22 protein-coding genes and 1 pseudogene are annotated in these 23,428 nt (G+C 53.5%); 11 read left to right on the top strand and 12 right to left on the bottom strand.

Going from position 1 to position 23,428, the window contains the following annotated elements:
* Nucleotides 1-64 precede the first annotated feature (64 nt).
* Nucleotides 65-1,705 (bottom strand): DASS family sodium-coupled anion symporter, encoded by a 1,641-nt coding sequence (locus ACT3XD_RS02225; RefSeq protein ID WP_192537035.1) that lies wholly within the window; start codon nt 1,703-1,705, stop codon nt 65-67.
* Between the two features lie 890 nt (nt 1,706-2,595).
* Here ACT3XD_RS02225 and ACT3XD_RS02220 point away from each other — a divergent pair.
* Entirely contained in the window at nt 2,596-2,907 is a 312-nt protein-coding gene (locus tag ACT3XD_RS02220) for a hypothetical protein (RefSeq protein ID WP_192537031.1), read from the top strand.
* A 64-nt stretch (nt 2,908-2,971) separates the two neighbouring features.
* Here ACT3XD_RS02220 and ACT3XD_RS02215 read toward each other — a convergent pair whose 3' ends face one another.
* A complete protein-coding gene (locus ACT3XD_RS02215) occupies nt 2,972-3,301 on the bottom strand; it encodes a hypothetical protein (RefSeq protein ID WP_192537030.1) in 330 nt (109 codons plus the stop codon).
* A gap of 258 nt (nt 3,302-3,559) precedes the next feature.
* On the opposite strand from ACT3XD_RS02215, the gene sstT reads away from it, so the two are divergent.
* The 4 genes from sstT to ACT3XD_RS02195 all read left to right on the top strand — a co-directional run bounded on the left by sstT (nt 3,560) and on the right by ACT3XD_RS02195 (nt 6,533).
* Nucleotides 3,560-4,789: a serine/threonine transporter SstT gene (gene sstT / locus ACT3XD_RS02210; protein WP_192537029.1), complete on the top strand. Its 1,230-nt coding sequence runs from the start codon at nt 3,560-3,562 to the stop codon at nt 4,787-4,789.
* 159 nt (nt 4,790-4,948) lie between these two features.
* A complete protein-coding gene (locus ACT3XD_RS02205; RefSeq protein WP_192537028.1) occupies nt 4,949-5,479 on the top strand; it encodes a helix-turn-helix domain-containing protein in 531 nt (176 codons plus the stop codon).
* A complete protein-coding gene (locus ACT3XD_RS02200; protein WP_192537027.1) occupies nt 5,476-6,198 on the top strand; it encodes an AzlC family ABC transporter permease in 723 nt (240 codons plus the stop codon). Before ACT3XD_RS02205 ends, ACT3XD_RS02200 begins: the two co-directional genes overlap by 4 nt.
* The gene (locus ACT3XD_RS02195; RefSeq protein WP_192537026.1) at nt 6,195-6,533 is read left to right on the top strand and encodes an AzlD domain-containing protein; all 339 of its coding nucleotides are present in this window, start codon (nt 6,195-6,197) and stop codon (nt 6,531-6,533) included. The genes ACT3XD_RS02200 and ACT3XD_RS02195 overlap by 4 nt, the downstream gene beginning before the upstream one ends.
* Nucleotides 6,534-6,751: 218 nt before the next feature.
* On the opposite strand, the gene ACT3XD_RS02190 is transcribed toward ACT3XD_RS02195, so the two are convergent.
* Entirely contained in the window at nt 6,752-7,597 is an 846-nt protein-coding gene (locus ACT3XD_RS02190) for an SDR family NAD(P)-dependent oxidoreductase (protein WP_444280538.1), read from the bottom strand.
* A complete protein-coding gene (locus ACT3XD_RS02185) occupies nt 7,585-8,391 on the bottom strand; it encodes an aldo/keto reductase (RefSeq protein WP_192537025.1) in 807 nt (268 codons plus the stop codon). Before ACT3XD_RS02185 ends, ACT3XD_RS02190 begins: the two co-directional genes overlap by 13 nt.
* A 140-nt stretch (nt 8,392-8,531) precedes the next feature.
* On the opposite strand from ACT3XD_RS02185, the gene ACT3XD_RS02180 reads away from it, so the two are divergent.
* Both ACT3XD_RS02180 and ACT3XD_RS02175 read left to right on the top strand, forming a co-directional pair.
* Nucleotides 8,532-8,654, top strand: a complete 123-nt coding sequence (locus tag ACT3XD_RS02180; RefSeq protein ID WP_263974092.1) for a hypothetical protein — start codon at nt 8,532-8,534, stop codon at nt 8,652-8,654.
* A 363-nt stretch (nt 8,655-9,017) separates the two neighbouring features.
* Nucleotides 9,018-9,620 carry a TetR/AcrR family transcriptional regulator gene (locus ACT3XD_RS02175; protein WP_225736037.1) on the top strand — a complete coding sequence of 201 codons (603 nt, stop codon included), beginning with the start codon at nt 9,018-9,020 and terminating at the stop codon, nt 9,618-9,620.
* 35 nt (nt 9,621-9,655) lie between these two features.
* Here the strand turns inward: ACT3XD_RS02175 and ACT3XD_RS02170 are convergent, their stop codons facing one another.
* From ACT3XD_RS02170 to ACT3XD_RS02155, 4 genes and pseudogenes are all read right to left on the bottom strand, one after another.
* The gene (locus ACT3XD_RS02170) at nt 9,656-9,787 is read right to left on the bottom strand and encodes a hypothetical protein (RefSeq protein ID WP_264298929.1); all 132 of its coding nucleotides are present in this window, start codon (nt 9,785-9,787) and stop codon (nt 9,656-9,658) included.
* Nucleotides 9,788-9,906: 119 nt separating this feature from the next.
* On the bottom strand, nt 9,907-10,191 hold the full coding sequence (locus tag ACT3XD_RS02165; protein ID WP_192537023.1) for a DUF2218 domain-containing protein: 285 nt from the start codon (nt 10,189-10,191) through the stop codon (nt 9,907-9,909).
* A gap of 88 nt (nt 10,192-10,279) precedes the next feature.
* Nucleotides 10,280-12,007: a TonB-dependent receptor domain-containing protein gene (locus tag ACT3XD_RS02160; protein WP_263974091.1), complete on the bottom strand. Its 1,728-nt coding sequence runs from the start codon at nt 12,005-12,007 to the stop codon at nt 10,280-10,282.
* 21 nt (nt 12,008-12,028) lie between these two features.
* Nucleotides 12,029-12,277, bottom strand: a pseudogene (locus ACT3XD_RS02155) (TonB-dependent receptor plug domain-containing protein); the annotation flags it as partial.
* Here ACT3XD_RS02155 and ACT3XD_RS02150 point away from each other — a divergent pair.
* From ACT3XD_RS02150 to nadS, 4 genes are all read left to right on the top strand, one after another.
* A complete protein-coding gene (locus tag ACT3XD_RS02150; RefSeq protein ID WP_263974090.1) occupies nt 12,252-12,374 on the top strand; it encodes a hypothetical protein in 123 nt (40 codons plus the stop codon). The pseudogene ACT3XD_RS02155 and the gene ACT3XD_RS02150 overlap by 26 nt on opposite strands.
* A 367-nt stretch (nt 12,375-12,741) precedes the next feature.
* The gene (locus ACT3XD_RS02145; protein ID WP_192537021.1) at nt 12,742-13,665 is read left to right on the top strand and encodes a LysR family transcriptional regulator; all 924 of its coding nucleotides are present in this window, start codon (nt 12,742-12,744) and stop codon (nt 13,663-13,665) included.
* A 376-nt stretch (nt 13,666-14,041) separates the two neighbouring features.
* Complete coding sequence (locus tag ACT3XD_RS02140) at nt 14,042-15,655, top strand: endo-1,4-beta-xylanase (RefSeq protein WP_192537020.1); 1,614 nt, start codon at nt 14,042-14,044, stop codon at nt 15,653-15,655.
* A gap of 182 nt (nt 15,656-15,837) precedes the next feature.
* On the top strand, nt 15,838-16,458 hold the full coding sequence (gene nadS, locus ACT3XD_RS02135) for a NadS family protein (RefSeq protein ID WP_318782733.1): 621 nt from the start codon (nt 15,838-15,840) through the stop codon (nt 16,456-16,458).
* A gap of 45 nt (nt 16,459-16,503) precedes the next feature.
* Here the strand turns inward: nadS and ACT3XD_RS02130 are convergent, their stop codons facing one another.
* The 4 genes from ACT3XD_RS02130 to ACT3XD_RS02115 form a co-directional block, all read right to left on the bottom strand.
* Nucleotides 16,504-16,761, bottom strand: coding sequence for a hypothetical protein (locus tag ACT3XD_RS02130; protein WP_192537019.1), 258 nt, complete (start codon nt 16,759-16,761; stop codon nt 16,504-16,506).
* A 476-nt stretch (nt 16,762-17,237) separates the two neighbouring features.
* The gene (locus ACT3XD_RS02125) at nt 17,238-19,475 is read right to left on the bottom strand and encodes a DEAD/DEAH box helicase (RefSeq protein ID WP_192537018.1); all 2,238 of its coding nucleotides are present in this window, start codon (nt 19,473-19,475) and stop codon (nt 17,238-17,240) included.
* A 12-nt stretch (nt 19,476-19,487) separates the two neighbouring features.
* On the bottom strand, nt 19,488-20,867 hold the full coding sequence (locus ACT3XD_RS02120; RefSeq protein ID WP_192537017.1) for an ATP-binding protein: 1,380 nt from the start codon (nt 20,865-20,867) through the stop codon (nt 19,488-19,490).
* Nucleotides 20,864-23,230: a tellurite resistance TerB family protein gene (locus ACT3XD_RS02115; protein WP_192537016.1), complete on the bottom strand. Its 2,367-nt coding sequence runs from the start codon at nt 23,228-23,230 to the stop codon at nt 20,864-20,866. The genes ACT3XD_RS02120 and ACT3XD_RS02115 overlap by 4 nt, the downstream gene beginning before the upstream one ends.
* Nucleotides 23,231-23,428 lie beyond the last annotated feature (198 nt).

Raw genomic sequence — 23,428 nt, 5'->3', positions numbered from 1 at the left:
AAGCCCTTATCGTTGATAAGGGCTGTTGATAAGAACTTCGATGAAACGCGATTAAGTGAACGGGTTAGTTGCGGAAGGCATCGGGGTAAACCGTTAGATCAACGCCCCACAGCATGGGCAGCAGGAAGTAAACGGCGGCCACGATCAGCAACATGGCGGCAATGTTAAGCCAGAAACCATTGCGCACCATTTCGATGATCTTGATTTTGCCTGTGGCAAAAATAATCGCGTTGGGCGGCGTGCCGACCGGCAGCATGAAAGCACAGTTAGCTGCCATCGCTGCAGGCACCATCAGTACGAAAGGATGGATATTTAGCGCCAGCGCCAGCGAGGCCAGCACGGGCAAAATCATCGTTGCGGTAGCAGTGTTTGAGGTGATTTCGGTAAGGAAAAGCACCATGCCAGTGGCAAGCAGAATCACGAGCAGGAAGTTAACCCCTTCCAGTACGCTCATTTGTTCGCCGATCCACGTTGCCAAGCCTGAAGAGCCAAAGCCCGCTGCAATCGCCAGGCCACCCCCGAACAGCAGCAGGATGCCCCAGGGAACGTCTTTAGCGACATCCCAACCCAACAGGCAACCGCCTTTATTGGGTGAAGGTATCAAAAACAGCAGAATTGCCGCAACAATCGCAATCATGGTGTCGTTAATGCCAGGAATATTGAGAATTTGGCCCTGCCATAAAAACGAACGGGTGATCCACATGAACGCCGCGAAAAGAAAAACGCCCAGCACAGCCTTCTCTTCAAAGGTGATATTACCGAGGGCAGCCTTCTCTTTTTGGATCATCTCCTTGCCGCCCGGCAGCTTGTTGAAGTTGATCGGGTAAATAACCCGGGTCAGCAACAACCAGCTTATTAATAGCAATATCACGACAACCGGGAAGGCAAACATCATCCAACTGGCAAAGGAAATCTCTACGTCAAACAGCTGCGTGACGACAGCCGCAAGAATAATATTGGGGGGTGTACCGATCAGCGTACCCAAACCACCAATAGTGCCGCCATAGCCGATGCCGAAAATGAGCGCTTTGCTGAACTTGTCGATCTCGGTGCTATGGTCGCCTTCGCTTTTATTAAGCTCCTGAGTCACTTGGTAAACAATCGCCGTACCAATGGGCAGCATCATCATCACTGAGGCAGTGTTTGACACCCACATTGATAAAAAGCCAGTAGCCGCCATAAAACCAAACACGATGCTATTAATGCTCGTGCCCAGTATGGAAATAATCGTCAGGGCAATGCGCTTATGCAGGTCCCACTTTTCCATGGCCAGTGCGATCATAAAACCGCCCAGGAAAAGAAAGATAATCGGATTGCCATAAGCCGCCGTGACCGCATTACTTTCCAACGCGCCGGTAATTGGCAACAGCACAATGGGTAATAGCGAAGTAACGGGAATAGGTATCGCTTCGGTAATCCACCATACGGCAACCCACAGCGTGGTAGCCAGTACCATACGACCTTCGATGCTTAAGTCAGCCGGGTGGAAAAACATCAATACGAACGCAAACAGTAACGGGCCTAGAATCAAGCCAATCTTTTGCGGGGTGGTATAGGCCGGTGGTCGCGGCGGCTCCGAACCACTCCCCCCTTTTGTGTCGTTCGTGGACGTAGGGGCACGCGGTGTGCCGGATATTGGCAGCGCGCACATGAGTAGGTTTTTGACTTGATCGTGGGAATGCCAAAGCTGATCCCAGAGCGTCATCGTGGCAGTTCTGCGCATTGGAAAGGTACCGCTCTTGTCAGGTAAACGAAATAGCTTAGAAGGATAGCTGGCAACTCACTCTTCTACTCAGCAAGAGCCCAACTGTTTCTTGGCGCCCTTTATTCACTGCAATAGAACATTAGTCCAGTAAATCACCTAAAATTACGACCAAAGTCTAACAACTTTGGTTGTAATAGCTCAGCATACTTTATGCTGATGATCGCCATTTTGTGATTTTTTATATTGCAGTAGTTACTGCTTGAAAGAGCTGAAAAAATCCAAACGCTAACCGTTATCATCGCCGCTCTATAAAACACTAACCGAGCATTAGTGACACACGCATGACAATATTGTTAAGTTTTTGTATAGCTTTTTATGCCTAGTTTTTCTGGTTTTGGTCTATGCTTAGGCTTCGAACGATATTTACAACGCTAGTTAAAACAGACAGTAAAACGCTCGAGTGCAAGGATTTTATAGGCGGGAACGAGGAAATCACTAACCGCAACGCTCAAGGAGTCAAGATGATACGCCAACATCTTTTCAATGGAGCAAAACCAGGCAGCCGCGAACACCTTGAAAAATATCTTATGGAACAGCGGCATAGGCGCTCAAAAAACCAAGAAGCAGACATTATCAAGCTTGCTTCTCTCGCTTTTTTGGCAGGCTGTGTGGTTACCGTACTCGCGATGCTCCCCCTGTAGCCGTATGAACCCTATAGTAGCGGCATGAAAAAGTGCAGCGAAATCCCTCTACGTTAAGTGGAGGGATTTTTTTATAGTGTCCATTTAAGCCATTCGACCAATTCGGGTTTGCATCTGAAAAAAAGCTATATTACTCTCCAAGAGTACAATTTGCGTACAAATAAACCAGCATTCACAAGGAGTAGTGGCATGCAACATATCCATTTAGCAGAGATTTCCCAAGCCGGTCTTCAACTTGCTATCCAGGAAATCAAGGATGAAATGTTCGACACCCCAGAATGCGATTACACCATCGCTAAACTGCTGTGTCATTGCAGCCAGTTTGAAGCCGCAGAACGTCAGCTTGACGATATGCTGCTGAAATGGGGCTCTTCACCAGACGTCGTGGAACTGACTGAAAAAGGGTATGCCATGGTAGCTACCATGAGCGCTACCGTTGCAACACCGGCCCCGCACAGCACTACACGACAAGCGGCACGTCAAACGATGGTCGCTGCTTAATTAGGTCTTAACCTTTCCTGATGCTTCCCTTGCCGTTGCAATACGACGGCAAGGGAAGCAAGCATCAATCGAGATGGTCAAGCGTTACCACGATATCCTGCGTTGACACATCAATCGTCCAGAAGGTGTAGCTGTCGTTATCTTGATCGACCAAGCGAATATCAAAGTATGGATTTGTGTAACCCGTTAAGGTTACCCGCTGAGTTTCACCGTTCTCTAGCACTGTTTCTCCCAATACATCTTCTTCCCAACTCTTTGAACTCGCTGGGCTAACATACATATAAAAGATGGTATAGCCAGTGCGATTGGTAACATCGACGTAGTAGTCAGAGGCGTTAGCCACCGTCGATAAACAAAGCATTATCAATGCCACCAACCTTAATGTGATACGCATTCGTTCGTTCCCTTCTAGTTTTTTGAGTGTCATGTAGTCAATATCAATTTTTATGTAAACCGTACCGGTCTGACGATTCGATTATAAAATATCAAAATGCGAATACGGCCAGCTGCATATAAAATTTATTTTCTTTTCGCCCATGTAGAGAAACTTACCCGCCAAAAAGCCCGCGCGATAACCGCAAGTGATAGAATGCTGCCCCTTTCAGGAGGCGTCCACGGCGCCAATCACATTCTACTACCTGAGTGACGCGCGATGATTGCAACCGCCACAGGCTTGTTCCGCCCCCTTTTACAGCTGGGCCTTATTTCTCAGATTTTTATCGGTATCGTGATAGGTGCCCTACTTGGGGTATTCGCGCCTTCTCTTGCTAGCGACATAGCGCTATTGGGTCAGCTATTTATTGCTGCACTGCAGGCCGTCGCGCCTATTCTGGTGTTTGTTCTGGTGGCGGCCGCGATTTCTGCGCATCGGCAAGGGCAGCCTACTCATATTCGCTCGGTACTGGTGCTTTATATTGTTGGCACGCTGGTAGCAGCGCTGATTGCCGTTGCAGCAAGCTTTGCATTTCCAACGGAGCTTGCGCTTAATGCCCCCCAAGCGGAGGGCAACCCGCCTGGCGATATCTTCCAGATCCTGCGCCACCTGCTGCTAAACGCGGTAGCCAACCCCGTCAGTGCGCTAATGGAAGGTAATTTTATCGCCATTCTTGCCTGGGCCGTTGGCCTTGGTCTGATGCTGCGCCAGGCAAGTGACACTACCCGCCTTGCCCTTAGCGATCTTTCTGACGCCATCTCACGTATTGTTGCGCTGGTAATTCGTCTGGCCCCGCTGGGTATTTTAGGCCTAGTGGCCGGGACGCTGGCAGAGTCAGGCATTGAGTCGCTGGTTAACTATGCCCAGCTGCTCGCGGTTATCGTTGGGTGCATGATGTTTGTTGCTCTGGTGAGCAATCCGCTGCTGGTATACATCGCCACCCGTCAGAACCCCTACCCGCTGGTGTTTGCCTGCCTGCGCGGCAGCGCGATTACCGCCTTCTTCACACGCAGCTCAGCGGCCAATATTCCGGTCAACCTTGAGCTCTGCCGCCGACTGAAGTTGGACGCTGATACTTACTCGATTTCCATTCCGTTAGGCGCGACGATCAACATGTGCGGTGCGGCAATCACTATCACCGTGATCACGCTGGCGACCACCCATACGCTGGGCATTAACGTCGACTTCCCCACTGCCTTACTGCTGTGCATCGTCTCTGCGCTGGCAGCTTGCGGCGTTTCCGGCGTAGCCGGTGGCTCTCTGATGCTGATTCCGATGGCCGCCAACCTGTTTGGTATTCCAACTGAAGTGGCCATGCAGGCAGTCGCGATCGGCTTTGTGATTAGCGTAGTGCAGGACTCCACAGAAACCGCGCTTAACTCCTCAACTGACGTGCTGTTTACTGCCGCTGCATGCCGCGCACGTAGCAACCCTCTCACTTCCTCCTAGCTGCACGCCAAAATGGGAGCGCTCTCGCCTTAATTGGCTGGCGCTCCCAGCCCCCTGTCGTCTTTCCAGCTGAGCTTCTTTCCATCCATTAACAGTAATCATTGACACACACTCGTCCCTTATATAGAACGTTCTATATAAAGAACACTAGAGTACGTCATGGATAAGCTTTCACTGAGTACATTGGGCCAGCACCTTCAAACGCTTCGTACGGAGCGAGGCCTTTCGCTGTCGCAGTTGGCCAATGAAGCGGGCATCGCCAAATCCAATCTTTGCCGACTTGAACAGGGCAATGGCAACCCCACCTTGGATACTATCTGGCGGCTGGCCGTTCAGCTCAACGTGCCATTTGGTACGTTAGTGGCACCGATTACCGTGCCGCTGGGTGAAGATGGCGTGCAGGTCCGGCTTATTGATCAGGGCAAAGACTCGCCCCAAGTGGACGCTTACTGGATGCGCTGCGCGCCGAACACGCTGCGCCATGCCGAGGCGCATACGCCGGGTGCGCAGGAATCACTCACGCTGATCAGCGGCAGGCTGGAAGCTGGGCCGGATGGCGATACCACATCACTTGTGCCTGGAGAGACCCTCACCTTCCCGGCCGACCAGCCACACCTTTACCGCACCCAGGCAGCAGAGGCGACACTGATTTTAACCATTACTTACGCTGAAAAAGGCGGTACGCCATGAACCAGCTTACCAACCCTACTTCTGGTCGTTCGACACTGCGTGGCGTGCGCGAAGCGATTCCTTTGCTGGGCGGCTATATACCCGTTTCGCTCTCGTTTGGCTTGGTGGCGACACAGGCTGGGTTTAGCACCTGGGAAGCGGCGGTCATATCGCTGTTAATTTATGCGGGTGCCTCACAGTTTCTATTCGTCGGCATGGTCGCCGCGGGCTCGCCGCTGTGGCTGGTGGTCGTGTTGACGCTACTGATTAACGTGCGCCATGTGGTTTACGGCCCGAACATCGCGGCCTGGCTACCCCGCAGCCGCCACTGGCCCTGGCTTATGCACGGCCTTACCGATCAGGTCTTTGCTCTGGCGCATACGCGCTTACCTCAGCTTCCCGAATCTGAACGCTTCGGCTGGTTTTTGGGAGTAGCGCTGCTGGCCTGGGGCGTGTGGATCGTGGGTACCGTGGTAGGCGCCACAGCCGGAGAAACGTTAACGGCCTACTGGCCGCTTTTGGGCGAGATTATGCCCTTTGCCCTACCCGCGCTTTTTTTAACCATGGTAGCGCCACGCGTCACGGATAAACGCTGGGCATTAGCCTTGGGCTGCACGATTGCATCCGCCCTCTTCTTTACCCTTTACGGCTGGAGCAATGTTGCCATCCCGCTGGCGGCTGCCTGCGGTGCCATCTGTTTTTATATGGTGAGATTTTATCCTAGGAAGAGCACATTATGAGCACAGGACTGTGGTTAGCCGTAATCGCTTCAGCATTGGGTACGCTACTCATACGCGTTGTGCCGTTTCTATGGATGCAGCGCCGCCTGGGAAGTGAAACCGGCCTAAACAGCATTCCTCAATGGATCAGCATTTTAGGCCCGCTGATGATCGCGGCGGTGCTCGGCGTCTCGCTCGTTCCCGTTAATCCTGGCGTTATTTCATGGGCAGCAACGGCCATCGGACTATTCGTGACGCTGCTTGTATGGCTGCGCGTACGCACAATGGGCCTGCCTGTGGCAGCGGGTGTAGCAGTGTTTGGATTAGTACTAATAGGGGTAGCGCTAGCAGGGTGATGTCGCAGAAGACTTGAGAAAATGGTATGCCCAGTAGGATTTGAACCTACGATCATGAACTCTAGAGGCAGGTCGTTCATCCTTTGAGCCACAACCAGCTAGGTCATTGATTGAAGGGGGAGCTGGACAGGCGGCGCCGCACGGAGATGGTCCCGGCCTGAATGTCGTCTTGTCCAATCCAGTGGTCCCCCGCTTGCTATTCGGCGCCGGTCAGCTAATCAGGCAATGCTTTCGACGATGCCGCCCTCGACACGAAGCGCCGCTCCGGTTGTGGCGCTGGCCTGGGGCGAGGCTGTGTAGACGCAGAGGTTAGCCACCTCCTCCGGCGTCGCAAAGCGCTTAAGCAGCGTCGAGGGGCGGTTCTCGTTAAGAAACAGAATCTCCGCCTCATCGGTCGAGACACCACGCTCTTCAGCAAGCTTCGCCAACATCGCCTGGGCCCCTTCCGTGCGAGTCGGTCCGGGTAAGATGGTGTTGACGGTCACACCGCTTCCGGCCAGCACCTTGGCCAGCCCGCGGGAGACGCCTTGCATAGCTGCCTTGCTGACGCCGTAATGCACCATCTCTGCGGGGATATTGAGTGCCGACTCGCTGGAAATGAACTGGATACGACCCCAGCCACGTTCTTGCATTCCTCTGGCATAGTGGCGCGCCAGACGCACGCCGCTCATGACGTTCACCTGAAAGATTTCCTCCCAGGCAGCGTCGTCAATGTCAAAAAAGGAGCAGCCACCGTAGATGCCTAAATTGTTGATCAGGATGTCCGCATCGGGTACGGCAGCAATCAGCGTCTGCGAACCCTCGGCATTAGCAAAATCGGCGGCAACGCCCGATAGGCGCGCCCCGGGCACTGCCTTGCCGATGCTCTCGACGGCCCTATCCACGGTATTCTGCTTACGCCCCGTGACTACCACCTTGGCGCCGGCACGCGCTAGCCCCTCGGCAATGGCAAAGCCGATTCCGGCGGTCGATCCGGTGACAATGGCGCGCTTTCCTTTCAAGTCGATCTGCATGAACGCTTTCCTTATTTCGTCTTTATATGAGGCTGATGTTACTGGTCCCACGTAGGGGCAAGATTGCCCGGACTAAGGATGCGGCCTTCCGTGTGCGCTAAGCCATCAATCATCGCCATCTCATCGGGTGACAGGGAAAAATCGAAGATGGCGATATTCTCCGCGATGCGCGTGGGCTTGGTGGTACGGGTAAGGGGCACATCACCCTTTTGATGCGCCCACCTCAGGACCACTTGTGCCGCGTTTTTGCCATGTGCCGCGCCAATCCGGGCCAGTATCGGATCACGCGGCACCGCCCCCATCGCCATCACGAAGAACCCAGTCAGCGGCACGCCAAGCTTATGTGCCTGCTGGCGAAGCGTAGATTGATCAAGATAGGGGTGGATCTCGACCTGGTTTGTGGCAATCGGTGCTTCGCTTATCTCGGCTGCGCGAGCAAGCTGAGTGGCATTATAGTTGCTGACGCCGATATGGCGCGTCCAACCGCGTGCGCGGGCTTCATTCAATAGCTCAATTTGGCGCTCGATCGGCATGCCATGACCGGGCCAATGTACCAACAGCAGATCGACCGTATCCAGTTCGAGCCTTGCGAGGCTTTCCTGAATCGAAGGCAGAAAACGCGCTTCAGAGAAATTGCTATTCATCACCTTGGTGGTGACGAACACCGCATCGCGATCCATGCCGATGTCGCGCAGGGTACGGCCGAGCGCGGCCTCGTTGCCGTAAAGCTGGGCCGTATCGAAGGCACGAAAACCTGCCTGCCAGGCGGCAGGAATCAGGTGTGCGACTTGTTGATCGTCTAGCTCATCAAGACCAAAGCCAATCGGGGGAAGTAAGGTATTCATCCAGCCGCTCCTGTGCGTTTATATATCCCTTTTCCGGACAGATTATCTCGATCATACGCTCGCTCAAGGTCCAGTTCAGGGCCCAGCGGCACGACAAGCGCCGGGTTAAGGGCAGTATTAATGTAGTAACCGATTTTGATATGTTCGAGATTAACCGTCTCGCTCATCCCCGCCCACTGATAGAGTTCGCGCAGATAGCTCGCCAAGTGCGGGTAGTCTTCGATGCGGCGAATATTGCACTTGAAGGCGCCATTATCCGTTGATAAGACCTGGCATAACGCTCTCCCAAAAACTAGATAGCGGCTGGGCCATACCGACCATCACCCAAGCACGTTGACTAGGCCATGTGAATAGTGTGAAGTAGTTTCCATATGGATGTAAGACGCCAGAAATGGAACTGATGGTTGATGAAATGAAAACCATTGACGGAGCGCTTGCAGGCATTCGTGTATTCTTGTTCGGACGCTGAATGCAGCAAGATGCGGGCGCAGCGAGAGAAGCCGTGCCACCTCGCCTTGGCGAGAGGTTTTACAATATACTAGGCTAGCTGTCCCACATCATCGCTTTGGCCCCTTGAATAAGGAGGTGAGTGTGGCCCCCCATAACGGATACGAGTTGGATTGGATTTGACGACGCTGACCGCATCACGATTACAAGATGCCGCGCTTGCGCGATTTGCCAAACAGGGGTTCGATGCGACCTCAATGAACGAGATTGCGGCGGACGTTGGCATCAAGAAACCTTCCGTATACGCGCATTTTCGTAATAAAGAGGAACTGTTTCTTAGTCTTATTCCTTTGGTCATCGAGGCCGAGCAGGAATACGCCAAAAGCACTCTGCGCGGTGGGGACGATATGAAACAGCAACTCCTGGCGTATCTACAAGGTATTGAAGAGCGATTCAATAGCTCTTATAGGGTTCAGTTCTGGGTACGGATTCTTCTCGCACCTCCGGTGCATTTGTACGATATGGTCATGGATCCGATGCACATTTTCATGGATGATCTTGAGCGCATCCTCAAGAATGCGCTGCAAGCGTCGCCGCTCGTCCCAAATGCCAGCCAGCTGAGTGCCGATGTATTAGCGATGACCTGCATGAGCATGATCGACAGCCTGCAAAGTGAACTGCTTTTTGGCGGTGCGAAGAAGTATCAAAGACGCCTCGAATCCACTTGGGCAGTCTTTGAAGCGGCTATCGCGTCGCCCTCTGATGGCAACGCAGATAACTAATCTGTGAGTCAGCCGACTTATTACTACTGATTGGATCAGTAGTAATGGGCGACGCGCCGATCATCGCGGTTAGATACGTCAATCGCCATATCATGGATAGATCGTAGAGCATCCGAGTGGATGACTTCGTCAGGCGTCCCTTGTACTGCCATTCGGTCATTGCGCATGGACGACGCTGCGCTGTTCAAAGGACCCGCGTTTCTCCACCAGTATCGCTGCCACGATCAGAACCTACCCTACGCGCACTCACGGTCCTGCTTCCTCTTCATTGGGTTCGATATCGGTACTAGATACGCTCCCATGCGAATTGCAGCTCTTCGCCGCGTGGCGCGAAGCGCTGGATATGCTCCGCGACTACGTTCTCCATCTCATTCAGTTCGGCCTCAGGCGCGAACACCGAGACGTGCAACACCATGTCCCCCGCCTGTAATTCGCACGATGAGCCGCCGAAGTCGATGTGTCCGCGCTGTGCATCGAAATCCACAGAAAATTTGTGCCCCCAGTGCTTACATAGCCGGGTGATGTAGCGACTGGCGTTCGGTGTTTCAAGCGTTGTTCGGGTCTGGATCATGAAGTCTCCGATCAAAAAAGTAGTAGGAAAAAACCCGCACCATACGCATGGAAAGGTGCAGAGAATCTTCCATCATGGTTTAGGGCCGTCAGAAACTGGCAGTCAGTGTTGTGAAGTAACGACGCCCTGGTGTGTAAAAATTATTCCCACTGTCCACGTCACCATTGGGGTTGTGATCGAACAGGTTGCGAACACCGGCATTAACGCGCACCCGCTGGTTGATCTGGTAGTTCAGACCTAGGTCATAGATGGTATAGCTGTTCTGGATACGTTGATCACCGAAGCGATCCGCGTTGTTAGCATTGCGCCAGTCGAGATGTACCTGCTTGCCTACAAACTCAGCTTGCAGTGTTGCGCCCAGTGCATCCGTGATCTGCCAGTCGAGTCCGGAGCTGGCGGCCCATTTTGGCACCGCACTCAGTGGTTCACCTGTCGCCTTATTCTCGGCCTTCAACATATGAGTGATATTGGTATTCCACATCACACTCTGGAGCCCGGGGATGGAGGAATGCTCAACCAGTGGCACGGTGAAGTTGGCCTCAAAGCCACGGGTTTCGGCTTCGGCGATGTTCACATACTCTTGCCAGTAGCCCGCCCCGCCCAGATAGCCCAGGCCACGCACATGGATCTTGTCATCGAAGTCGGTGTTGAAGAAAGTCAGCCCGCCCTGCCAAGTATTGCGCTCCCAGCTAGTGCCTAACTCCCAGCTTTGCGTAGTCTCTGGATTTAGATTGGCGTTGCCGCGTGTATAGCAACCACCACCCTGATAGCCATCCGCGCAGCCGGCTCCCCGCGACTCGCTGACGAAGTTCGGATTCGATTCCCGCAGCGTAGGCGCACGAAAGCCCTCAGAATAACCGCCTCGAATTGTCCATTCGCTGGTCGGGTGATAGACCAGGTAACTACGCGGACTGACGTGAGTTCCATGTTCGTCGTGTTGGTCCACCCGCAGACCCAAGGTCAGGCTCAAGCTGTCGCTCAGGAAGATCTCGTCTTCAGCGAAAAGCGCGGAGGCGTCGACCTGTTTGTGCGACAGGCCGACGACGCCATCGGCGTTAGGTAGCGCCCCCACGGAGTTAGGGTTATCCAGTTCGGAGCGCTTCCATTGTCCACCGACCGTTAGAAACTGGTCCATCCCGAACGTAACGGGCATGGATAGACTTCCATCCACGACCAGATCTTTCGCCACTGCCTGCGTGTCATAGGCCACATAGGGGTCGCGCTGATCGGGCGGATCCTTTTCAACCAACTGACCGTCACGGATAATCGGTGCAGTGGTGTCATTCCTGTATTCGACCTGGTTGACGGAAAGTTTGGACGTACCGAAATCGTGTCGGCCAGCATAGCTCAGGCCAACGTTTTCGCGCTCCATCTTTGCTGGCCCGCGTGTAAAGGTGGATGTTGAAAATCCACCTGGATTGCTAGCGTCGCCTTCCGGCGCTGGCAGCGTACGCCACTCGCCATGCTGGTAGTCGAAGGAGAGCTGGTGGTCGGGGTTAATGTCCCAGTCCAAGCGCCCTCCAAATGAGCGTCGCTTGCTGCCTTCACGGCCGCCTCCCCAGCGGAAGGCGCCATCGGCGCTATCCGGCAGGCCGCTGTCGGCCTGCTGGTATGTCTGCTGGCCGTTGAGGCGTAACGCCAGCCCGTCGGCTAGTGGACCACCAATAGAGAAGCTGCCGTTGTAGTCATTACCGCGAATCGAATCCTCATCGACCACCACACCCGTAGCAAAGCTTCCTCCCCACGTGTCTTCCGTCTTTTTGGTAATGATGTTGATGACACCGCCCATTGCATCCGAACCGTAGAGTGAGGACATCGGCCCGCGCACCACCTCGATGCGCTCGATGGACTCTACTGGAACCCAGTTGAGTTCATTGCGCGTGTAGCGATCGAATGTCTCGCTTGAACTTCCAGTGCGCTGACCATCGATCAGGACCAAGGTGTAGCGCTGCGGCAGACCACGGATCTGGATGCTAGTGCCGCCGTCGGGCGTTGTGCCCTGGGATAGGCCAGGGACGCGGCGCAGCACTTCATTGAGGTCGTTCGTGGGAATTTTTTTGATGTCTTCGGCCGTGATGATCGACACGCTGGCGGGGGCATCCCGAACATCCAACTCGTTGGCCGTTGCCGTCACGGTCACTGCGGGCAGTTCGGTGACCACCCCATCGGAAGATTGTGCATAAGCCGCCATGGTGAGCATTGCCAGAGCAATTGCTGATGCAATCCTATGCAGTTTGAAACGAGAAGAGTGTGCGTTCATGCCAATGCCTTTAAGAAAGCTGGGAGGAAGTGTTAGCGGATGCTGTTCTTTAGGATTGGATTTAAAAGAACAGAACCCGACCTACCGGACGGATGGTAGATATTAGCACTATCGCTTTTTCATCTTCAACACAAATGTTAATCGTTCGCGTTTTTGTTGATTTTTTGGTTACCACGACAGATTACTCGACGGCCAATGTCAGCCAATTGGTCCTCAAGCATTCGCACTAGCGAAAACGCACAACATGCATTAGTTTCCGCGTGCACGTAATACTTCAGGAGTTGCATCTCATGGTTGATGATTCAGAAACCATCGGCGGAGCATTAGAAGACATTCGCGCGTTCTGCGCGGTCGCCGAGTTTGGAACGGTCTCGGCCGCAGCAAGACAGCTGGGCGAGACCAAGGGAAGTATCAGTCGTCGACTATCACGGCTGGAACATCGGCTTGGCGTGGCCTTGTTGGCACGTGCTCCTCGGGCAGTCTCTCCAACCGAGGAAGGCACCGCCTTTTATATCAAGGCGAGAGAAGCCCTGGCGTGGCTGGACGATGCTGCAGAAGGCGCACGTCAATCTCAAGACGTGCCCCAAGGACATCTACGTGTGACAGCCCCGGTGGATATCGGAATAGAGTTGATGCCCCCCATAGTGGCAAAATTCCGGGCACTTCATCCCCAGATTACCGTTGAGCTTCTGTTGACAGATACGCCGCTGGATCTTGCAGCCAATCGCATCGACCTGGCACTGAGAGCGCAAGACGGAAACTTGCCCGACATGGTCTACCGCGCCTCATCGGTAGCTCAATTGCGTGTGGGACTTTATGCCGCCCCCAACTATCTCGAGGCGAACAGATGGTCAGGTGATACACCCGCCGCGCTTGCAGAGCATCATTTTGTCATCTCACGTGAGTTTACGGGGGCCGCACAATTGGTGCTGACCGATCGCCGAGGCCGCACACACGAGGTGGTTATCCGCCCGAGTATTCGTACCAGTGACTATGCCAGCGTGTTGCGCTTGGCGATAGCGGGTGCCGGGATTGGCCCCATTCCCGACTTGGTGGCAGCGGCCCATGTTGCCTCCAGAGCTCTGGTACCGGTGCTGGCGGATTGGAGTCTATCGGAAGGCCAACTCTATGCGATCAGTCTGAATGGTCAGAAGGCACCGGCGCGAGTGCGTGTCTTTCGAGAATTCGTTCGTAGGGAGCTGAATGCCGTTTAGGAAGAAACTTAAGGTTTGCTCACTCTACCGAACCATCAAACATAGTGCCTACGTCTAGAACTGTTGGTCGCCCTTGCTATCCGCCATTGCAAGGGTAAAGACATAGCGAGTGTCGAGGATACTGCGCGGTGGTATAAAGCAATGGGCGAATCAAGCAGTGCTATTAGCGAAGACCCGGCCGAAGACGCATTTGTAAGTTTGTTGTTAAACAATACAGGCGGCTTATGTGGCGAGATTAAGGTCAAGCAGAGGGGCATCACGATAAGAAATATCGTAATGGCGGAAGGAGGATAGCGGAATTGAGCCACAAGGCCACCTAGCGTCTCAATGTTATACGACCTACTACGCACTGGTTCATTTCTTTGGAGGTATTCTCATGACTTCTTCTCCATTAACTTTGTGGGAAGGCTTTTCTGGGGCCACCGTGCAATCTAATGGTGTGCTGTTTGAAGGCCTCGACCGTAAGCTATCGCCGTTGCCTGACTCTGAGGATGCACCGGTACACAACCCACCCCTTAATCTGGCGATGCGCTTTCAGATGGCGGGGGACTTTGAGATCAATATCACCGCTACGCTGTCCGCCGCCAACTCTACTTACTTCATGTTCCACGGAGTTATCCCGATGGTGCAGGATGAGTGGTACTACGCGCTGAGTACCTTCAAGGCCCAGATCGTCAATGGTGACTGGTGCTACTGGTCGCTGTACCACCCTGACAATACCGAGGGGGGGAATGCTGCTGCCAGTGTGGGTAGCAATGTGATTTACACCTTCAAGCGTGAGGGCACCGAGCTTGTGTTTCTGACTAACGGTGTGGAAGTTACCCGTCAGTCGGATCTGGGCCTGTTTGACGATGGGGTGGTTTACCTAAGCCTGGATGAAGCGAACGTGGGTGCGACGTTTCTTGTCACCGAGATCACCACTACCGGTACCGTGGAAGAGACTCCTGTGCGTAGAGTGCCTAAGACAGTGGGCACCTTGCGTGATAAGGCCGGTAAGTTCCGCATGGGTACCGCGGTGTCCACCTATCCGATGGTGTTCGATGAGCAGTACCGCACGATTCTGGGCAATGAGTTTAACCAGATCACCCCTGAGAACTGCATGAAATTCCAGTTCATCCAGCCTGCCCGTGGGGTCTACGACTTCTATGAGTCGGATAAGCTGATCGACTACGCCGAACGTAATGGCATGGACGTGCATGGTCACACAGTGGCGTGGAACGAAGCGACCCCACAGTGGCTGTGGGATGGCTGGCTCGATGGGACCATCACCGCTACCGAAGTAGGTGAGATCCTCGACGAGCATATCGAGATGTTGTTCGGTCGCTATAAAGGCCGCATGGTCTCTTTTGATTTGATCAACGAGCCGTTCCAGGATTGGACAGACCAGCTCCGTGATTCCGTCTGGTTCCAGGCATTAGGACGTGGCTACATTGAACGGGCATTACGTAAAGCTCATGAAGTGGATCCGGACGTATTGCTGTTCATTAACGAGTGGGGCTGTGAAGAAGCGGGTGATAAACAGGACTTCCTGTTCAATCTCGTGGTCGAGTTGCAAACCGCCGGCGTGCCCATTCATGGCATTGGCTTGCAGATGCACGAAGACGTGAATGCTGAGTACCAGGCCTCCTGGGATGCGGATAGTACGTCGGTCAGCAAGACGCACTTGACCTCAGCGATCGCTCGCTTCCATGCCATTGGCATTGAGGTACGGGTATCTGAGTTGGATATCAACCAGCACCAGATCTTCGCCACCACTCCGAAAGCGGTAGCGGCGTGGTACGCGACCTACCTGGAAGCGTGCATCGAAGCGGGGGCGCACTCATTTACCATGTGGGGCTTCACTGATCGCTGGTCATCGCTTAACGAGTGGTACAACTATTGCGGGCATGGTAACGGGTTGATTTACGATGCCCAGTATCGACCCAAGCTGTCCTACCAAGCGCTTTCCAATAAATTGGACGAGATGGCAAGTTCTCTTACCCTCCTTTGAAATAAATGGCCTTATGAACATCACTTGAATCACTTCGTATGAAATATCTAGGACACTGATATTTGGGTAGCTGAGCGTGAGAGGATCATCGACCAGCGACGATTATCCCTCGGCGTCCCAAACTGTTTAAACGTTTGTCGCGGTAGTTAGCGAGACGCTCTGGCTAAAGGAAGTGCCCCAACGTGAGTCATGCGATTGAATTTATCGAAACCCCGACGTTCACACGCCAGATCCAGGCCACTGCAACAGACGACGAATTAAAGGAACTGCAACGCCCCCTGATTGCTCAACCCGACAAAGGTGACCTGATTCAGGGCACGGGCGGGCTGCGCAAAATACGTATGGCGCTGAGCAACCAAGGCAAGAGCAGCGGTGCCAGGGTTATCTACTTTTTGGCAACGGCAGAGAGAATCTACCTGATACTGGCCTACCTCAAAAGCGTGAAAGACAGCTTAACGCCCGCTGAAAAGGCCGCACTGAAAACACTGATTCAACAACTGAAGGGGGGAAATTTCCAAATGAGCATTTTTGACGAACTGCAATCATCACTGCAGGAAGCCGTTGAGATCAAACAGGGCAAAACTGAGGCTAGCCGTATCACACGCCATGAAGTAGCCGATGTACGAGCTATTCGCGCCAAGCTTCATGTTTCTCAGGCAGAATTTGCCAGCGCCATGGGAACCAGCGTTGATACGATCAAAAGCTGGGAAGCCAAGCGTCGCAACCCTACGGGACTAGCCGCTAAGGTACTGGCGACGATTCAGGATAATCCTGCTTTTTTCAATGAGCTTGCCGCACATTAGCACTTCTTTTTCAGTGCAAATGCAGTATCAACATTGAATCGATTTTCATACAGAAGCCTGCTCAATATCTAAAAAATATTTCCCGTAGGAAATGCGCCGATTAAACGAGCCTTTTACGCTGACCACTGCCCGCGCCGGAATATGTGTGGAAGCCTTTTCTGTACTGGATGGCTCCCACTGTACTCCTAGTCGGCTTAATGCCTCTTTAGCGACTTGGTCAAAGCCACCGGGTGCCGCAATCATTGGCTTTCCCATGATATGGTTCTGGCGTGCCTTGGCGTAAAGCCCCTTACCAATACGCACAAGCCTCCCCTGCGCTTCTAATTTTCGAAGCACCCAGCCAACTTGATCATACCCCTCAGAGCAGCGAAATCGTCACGTATAAATACCATACGCCGACTTGTGCGAATCCTAGTACGTATACGCGACTCTAAGATTTCGGCGCACATAACCAAACGCTCACGCAAAAAATACATAGCTAGCCTTAGCTCTTTGAATAATCAAACCACAAGAAAATATGCCTCAGGTAGGCGTAGGCGTAGGCGATAATCTAGCGAACCAATATTCATTATTCTGAATATTAATAATTAATGAGAATATCAATATAAATAGATACTTGAATAAAGATAAAGGAGGATATTGTGAATCTACTTTCCATATTGCATGGGCATAAAATTGTAGTCGGGGGGCTTATTTCAGGAAAATACCCGCAGCCGATAGTACGGCTAGCCAATATGTAAAGGGGGGATAGCCCAAGTATATAAGACTGGCTGCTACCTTCAGATATCAAGCAGTTTCTTTGCAGTTTTCAGGGCACCTTCCAGATCCAGAAACCGTGAGGCAAACTCACTGCACTGCAGTTCTTCGGAAAGATACTGATCATATTTCTCGTTGATCTTGTTCTCCGCCACCGCAGCCAATTCATTCGCAGATGTTGGCGGATGGGCTAAGGAATGTTCTAACCCCTGTCGTACTATGTCGATACTGCATTTCTGTATCGTGACGGCTATCCCCTCTCGTTCAGCCGCCAACCCCACTCGTCGCAATAGTAGAGCCAAGGTATTTAGAACCTGATCGCTCTGCCAAGGCAGAAGCAGTGTCTGATCCGCTTCCTGAACAATAGAGATTTTCTCAAGCTGTGCTTCGCGAAAGAAAGTGCCACCCTGCGCAAACAACCGCGCAGCCCCACGATTGAGGAACCTGGGCACCTCCTCCTTAATATAGAGCCTACGCATCCGCTCCCGAATCTCACGCCGAATCAAGCCAGCGTTGCCGCCGAAGAGCGGCAGGACGCCACCTGCAGAGGGCATCAAGGAAATGGCCTTGCGGTCAGCATCGATGTCCTGAACTAACCAACGCCTGCCTGCAAACACCAGCAATCCGCCTGTCTCAATGGGAGAGTCAATCGGAAGCTTTCCAATTACCTTGGCTCCATGATAGAGCGTGTATTCTTCCGGGGCGGAGAAGGCTGCGTAGAAGTCATAATGGTTAACAAGGCGCTCACCAACCGGGCCATGTAGCAGGAGCCCGCCCTTGGACTGTACCAGCAGCTCGGCTGCCCCCATGGCACGCAGCAGGGCCGTGAACTGTCCTTGACTAACCTGGCGAAAAGGACCGGACTTGATCAGTGCGCGCCACAAGTCGTTGGCGGAAGCCCCACCATACTGAGCTATGAGAGACATAACCTGTTGAATCAATGTTGAGAGGTGCAGATAACCGCTGGGGGGTGGTTCACACCACCCCTCAACTAAGAGCTCGACCATCGCCGCGGCCTGATATAACCCCGGACGGAGTCGATCAAGAAAGGGGGTATGCGGGGACAAGCTCGACTCGGTGACGTAGAGCCGTAGTATTGACGGATCACCTCGTCGCCCCGAACGCCCTAGCCGCTGACGCAGGCTTGCCACTTGGTGGGGAGGGCCAATCTGCGCGATGCTAGCAACACTGCCGATATCCACGCCCATCTCGAGCGTAGAGGTACAGACCACACTTAGAGGTTTCCCGGCTTTCAGCGACTGCTCGACATGGAGACGTAGATCCTTCGATAACGAGCCATGATGAACGAAGAACTCCTCTGGGAGACGTTGCTCCTCACTCTTTCGCCTGAGTAACTCGGCATACAACTCGACGTCTCGCTTGCGATTAGCAAAGATCAGGTTCGATTTCCCACGCAAGTGCCTAAACAAATGATCACGGATGTCCAACTCATCGCCATGGGTGACATCCTCAATCGGGACATCCTTACCTTGTCGACTAAGCGTCTCAGCTTCCTTGGGGGCTGTCTTGGGAGGTAATCGCTCGTAGCCCCGTAACTGGACGTGTAAGGCCTGCTCACCATGGGTCGAGACGATTGGGATGACGGAATCACCTTCCCCCGGTCGCAATTCGTTCGCTGCGAGGGACATGCCCCCCAAGGTGGCGCTGAGACCGACACGGGAGATACGTCGCTGCTGGACGACCTCCAAACGATTCATTTGGGACTGCAACTGAATCCCACGTTCGGTGCCGATGAAGGCATGCCACTCATCGATAATAATCTGTCGTAGCCCGCCGAACAGCCGTGCCATCTCTGTTCCTCGCCTCACGAACATCGCTTCAAGAGATTCAGGGGTAATGAGCAACACGCCCCCAGGATTCTTGACAAAACGGCTCTTGCCGCTCGTAGAGGCATCGCCGTGCCAGGATGTGAGCGTCAACTCAGTGCCCTCAGTCAGTAGCTCCAACCTGCTAAATTGATCATTAATTAGAGCCTTGAGGGGCGCCACATAGAGCAGCAAAGGTGCCGGTGCATGACCCGCATCCCGGTCTTGGAGCAATCGGGTCAGCGCAGGGAAGAAGGCAGCCTCCGTCTTGCCGGATGCCGTGGCTGCACCAATCAGCACGTCTTGCTCACCCGCAAGCACGACCGGAATAGCCTGTTCCTGCACGTCGCGCAACTGATTCCACTGTTGACGCCATATCCAGCGCTGGATACGAGGATCCAGGCTAGTGAAACTGCTGGAGGAGGGTTCGCTCATACCCTGCGTTACCTACAATTTGAATGTCGCAAAGTTATCATCTTCCCCATCTTCATCCTCCTGACTAACATCCGCGCTGGCGGCTGCCGCGGCTGGAGTCAATTCAGATGTGGGTGAGACACTCTGTGATGAAGGCGCCTCAGGAATCTGGTCGGTCGACTCCGGCGCAATCTCAATCTTCTTGATCAGGCTGTCCCAGTTCACGTCAGGATTCTGCTCAAGTAGAGAGAGAAACTGAGTGAATTCCTTAACTGAGTTGCGGGGCGTCTTAAAATAGGCATCACCGATCTGGTTATGGCAATGGTCAAGAAAAGCCTCAAGCCCCTCATCAGGCAACAGATCCGTGCCGGACTCGCCACGAGCGAACACTTGGCGAATGTTTAGCAGCAGCAGGTAGAGATCTTCCTGGGTGAGGTTAGTGAGACGGATTACTGGCCCAGATAGATCCACCAAACCGTCGCGGGCGAAGCGGTTTTCCGCCAAACGCGACTGGAGCGCCTCGTAACTGTAGAGCCCTCGACGTGGATCCATCAGAAACTCAGGCGTCCCGCCGAACATGACACCTAGCCCTTCGGTACTCCCCTGCAGAGCATCATTGACGATGCCGAGAATCTGCTCGTAATTGGCGTTGCGGGCTTGGCTATTGGAGAGCTTATAAAGGTTAACCATCTCATCAAGAGTGACGAGCAGCCCCTCGAAGCCCGCCAAGCGAACAAAACGAGCCATCAACTTCAGGCTCTGATAGACGTTGGCATCATCGATGATGGTCCTGACCCCCAGCGCATGACGTGCCTCAGTCTTGGTACTGAACTCCCCACGCAACCACTGGATCGCCGCCTGCTGAAGCTCAACATTTCCAGTGTCATGGCCCTTCCAATAGGCTTGTACCACCTCGGCGAAGGCATAGCCGCCATGCATCTCCATGAGACTGTTGAGGCCTTCCTTGATTGCTGCCTCGGGGCTAATGCCCGTCTGGTCGGCCTGCTGCAGGGCCTGGGTGACAAAACGCTCGGTGACACTCGCCAAAGCTCCACCGTCAGGCTTGGCCCGAGTTGCCATATTGCGCATCAACATGGCGTACAGTGCCCTTCCCTGCCCTCCGGTAGCATGCAGGCGCCTGTCGGGTGAAAGATCTGCCGACACAGTTACTAGCTTCTTCTCTCGGGCAATCGACCCCACCAAGTTGAGAAAGAAGGTCTTACCCGAGCCATACTCCCCAATGATGAAGCGAACCGCCGATCCCCCATCGGCAAGAGTCACGATGTCTGAAATTAAGGCCTTGAGTTCAGCCGCTCTGCCAACCTGGATATGTTGCTGCCCAACACGGGGCACGACTCCTGTCCGCAGTGAATTCAAAATCGCTTGCCTGTCACGCTCACGTAATCGACTCACCCTCTCATCTCCTCCAGTATCTCTTTGTCCACCACCAATACCTCACCGACTTCCTCAATAACAGGAGCATCGGTCATTTCAAAAGCGGCCTCGTTGATCCGGTCTAGGGCACCTGCCAACATCAGCTTTAGCTCCGCAGCCTTGATTTCGGCTTCATTACGAAGCAGGCCTTCCTTCGATTGGGCAATCGATTCTAGGAGAGAAAGATGTACAGCATCGAGCCCTCCCAATAGTCCAGCCGACGCGTCATCATCGTTTGCCAGCGCCTCCGGTGCTCCTTTCTCAGTTGCTTGAAGTTCCTCTCCCTGGTCAGGAGCGCACCTGGCGCCCTCAACTAGCGAGGTGCCCTCATCAAAAATGCCATGCAAAACACCGGAAATATGCTCAGTTTCATGGCGCTTGTTCTGAATGGCATCCACATCCAAAGGCTTTCGCTTCGATGACACCTGGACTCGATCAGCCGCAGGCTCCGGAATACGAAATCCCTTGTCGTTGGCGCTGGCTGCCCGAACTAAGGTAGGTTCTGCCATCGCTGAGTGGATTTGCGAATACAAGGCCTCAGGATCCCGACCCAGCAGGCTCGCAGTGCGCCTGAGCTTCTTAAGTTCATGGGTATCGACGACACCATCTGCACTGGCTAACCTCACAAGTACCAGTTCAAGCTCTGTCCTATCCTCGTGACTCATGCCATCCACGCGTTTACGCATACCAGCGAGGGTCGACTTCCTTCCCATCTCCCAGAAGAAATAAGCCTTGAGGTGCTGGGTCTCCAAAGGCGTCAGCGATCTGAATCCACCTAAGAAGCCATCAATGACGGCGATATGGCGATCAGTCAGGCTGTCAGCCTGCCCATACAGCACAAAGCCTGCAAGCCGCATGACCACGGCAGCGTGCTCGAAATCCTCACTAAGGGGAAATCCGCTCGCTCCTCGAACCGCAAAAATAATGCAATCGCCTTCTAATTCGGGCACCGAATCGGTATAGCGTACATCAGGCTCTATGCCAATGCCGGAATGTTCCAACAAGCTAGCTAGCCCCTGCATGCTTTTCACGCTTGGTTTGCTGCCACTGGCAAAATTTTCGCCTAGAGCCAGCTCAGAGAAAGGTACTCGACAAAAAGCCTGACTATCCAGTCGCTGTCTCAACGCTTCCTCCAGGCTTACCATGTCAGCGGATTTTCTCTCGGCAGCAAGCGCTCCCGGCAGAAGTGAAAAGGCCTCCAAACTCTCCTTGCGTTCAGGGTGACGGCCAATGAGGCGGCTGTAGGCGGCCAGCTGCTCACAACAGGTGTCGATCAGCGCGGCCAGCTTTCTGGTAGGGCCTTTCAGGATAGAGATGTTTGGCAGCTCTAAAGGCTCAGAAACATGCCTCAGCCCGGGACTCGCGGGGCGGTATTCAGCCTTGATCATTGTCTTGTTCGGCTTCACGACGATCCCCTCGCCATGGCGCTCTAGATAGAGAGCTTTGAATAGTTCTCTGAGCTCACCAGTACAGCGTTCGGCGACCTTACGCTGCCGAAACTGGAACTGCGGATCTTGCATAATCCATGCGTAAGCCCACTCAGCAGGTATAGGCCGCTGCTTAATCGAGAAAATTCCCAGATCAACTTGCAGAGAGAAAGGCACGTGGTGAGCATACTCATCTACTATTGGAGGCTTGGCTGGCTGCTCCAGGGGCGCTCCTCTGATCCGAAAAAAATCGAGCAGACCGTTCGCATATCCTCGGAAGCTACGACTGTGGTCGTAGACAGTAAGCAATCGCTCGATCTCGGCAATCAGATCTCGATATTCCACCTCATCGACCCCTGGGTCTATGGCATCAACGAGCAGACGCCTCTCCAACCCGTAGAAATACAGGAACACAAAGCCCATAGGGGCTTCGGGATCGTCACGGTCGGTGGTCAAGTACTGCAGGTAGCCTGCCCTCGCCTGAGCATCGATCTGATGGTATTGAGGCCAGTAGCCAAGCTCTACCCCCTGGAGGTCGGCCCTGCGCAGGTCCACCTTCAGATCAGGGTTCACCAAGGCCGGCTCGATACTAAAGCCGTTCCCCGCAGCAAGCCCGTTACCCACAAAGATGCGACCATGCGAAATCGTAACGCCGCACACAGCCCTGTTTATGTTGGCTGGCACCCAGCAGTTTTGCGCGGTAACATTCGGGTTTGGCAACTGATCGTCACTCTCCTCACCCCGGCCATAGCGCACCTCAATGCTTAAGCGTGGCTTTACATCTAAATGCTCTGGGGGGGACGATGCATGAGTAACAGGCCGTTTACGATGTCCTTTGCGTGACTGTTTTCCGAGCAAACGGCTTAAAAACCAGACTCCTCCAATAGCTAGGATGATGAGCCATATCCCTTCCATACGCCGCCCTCTGACCGTTATTAATATTCTTTTACACACCAAAGCATACTTGAGCTGTTGGTGCTATCAGATATTTAGATTGTATTAGGAAGCTAACACCGGATCATTTAAAGGAAGCAATCACGTACGGCCCGAAAATCTTCGGTTGACATTTTGAGGAAAAGTACAGCAAGGAAGGGGAAACACGAGGATAAGTCA

It is taken from the genome of Halomonas sp. AOP7-B1-5 (assembly GCF_052353045.1).
GTDB lineage: Bacteria > Pseudomonadota > Gammaproteobacteria > Pseudomonadales > Halomonadaceae > Vreelandella > Vreelandella colorata.
Note: the sequence above shows the minus strand (reverse complement) of the source record. Positions and strands in the feature narration are given on the sequence as shown.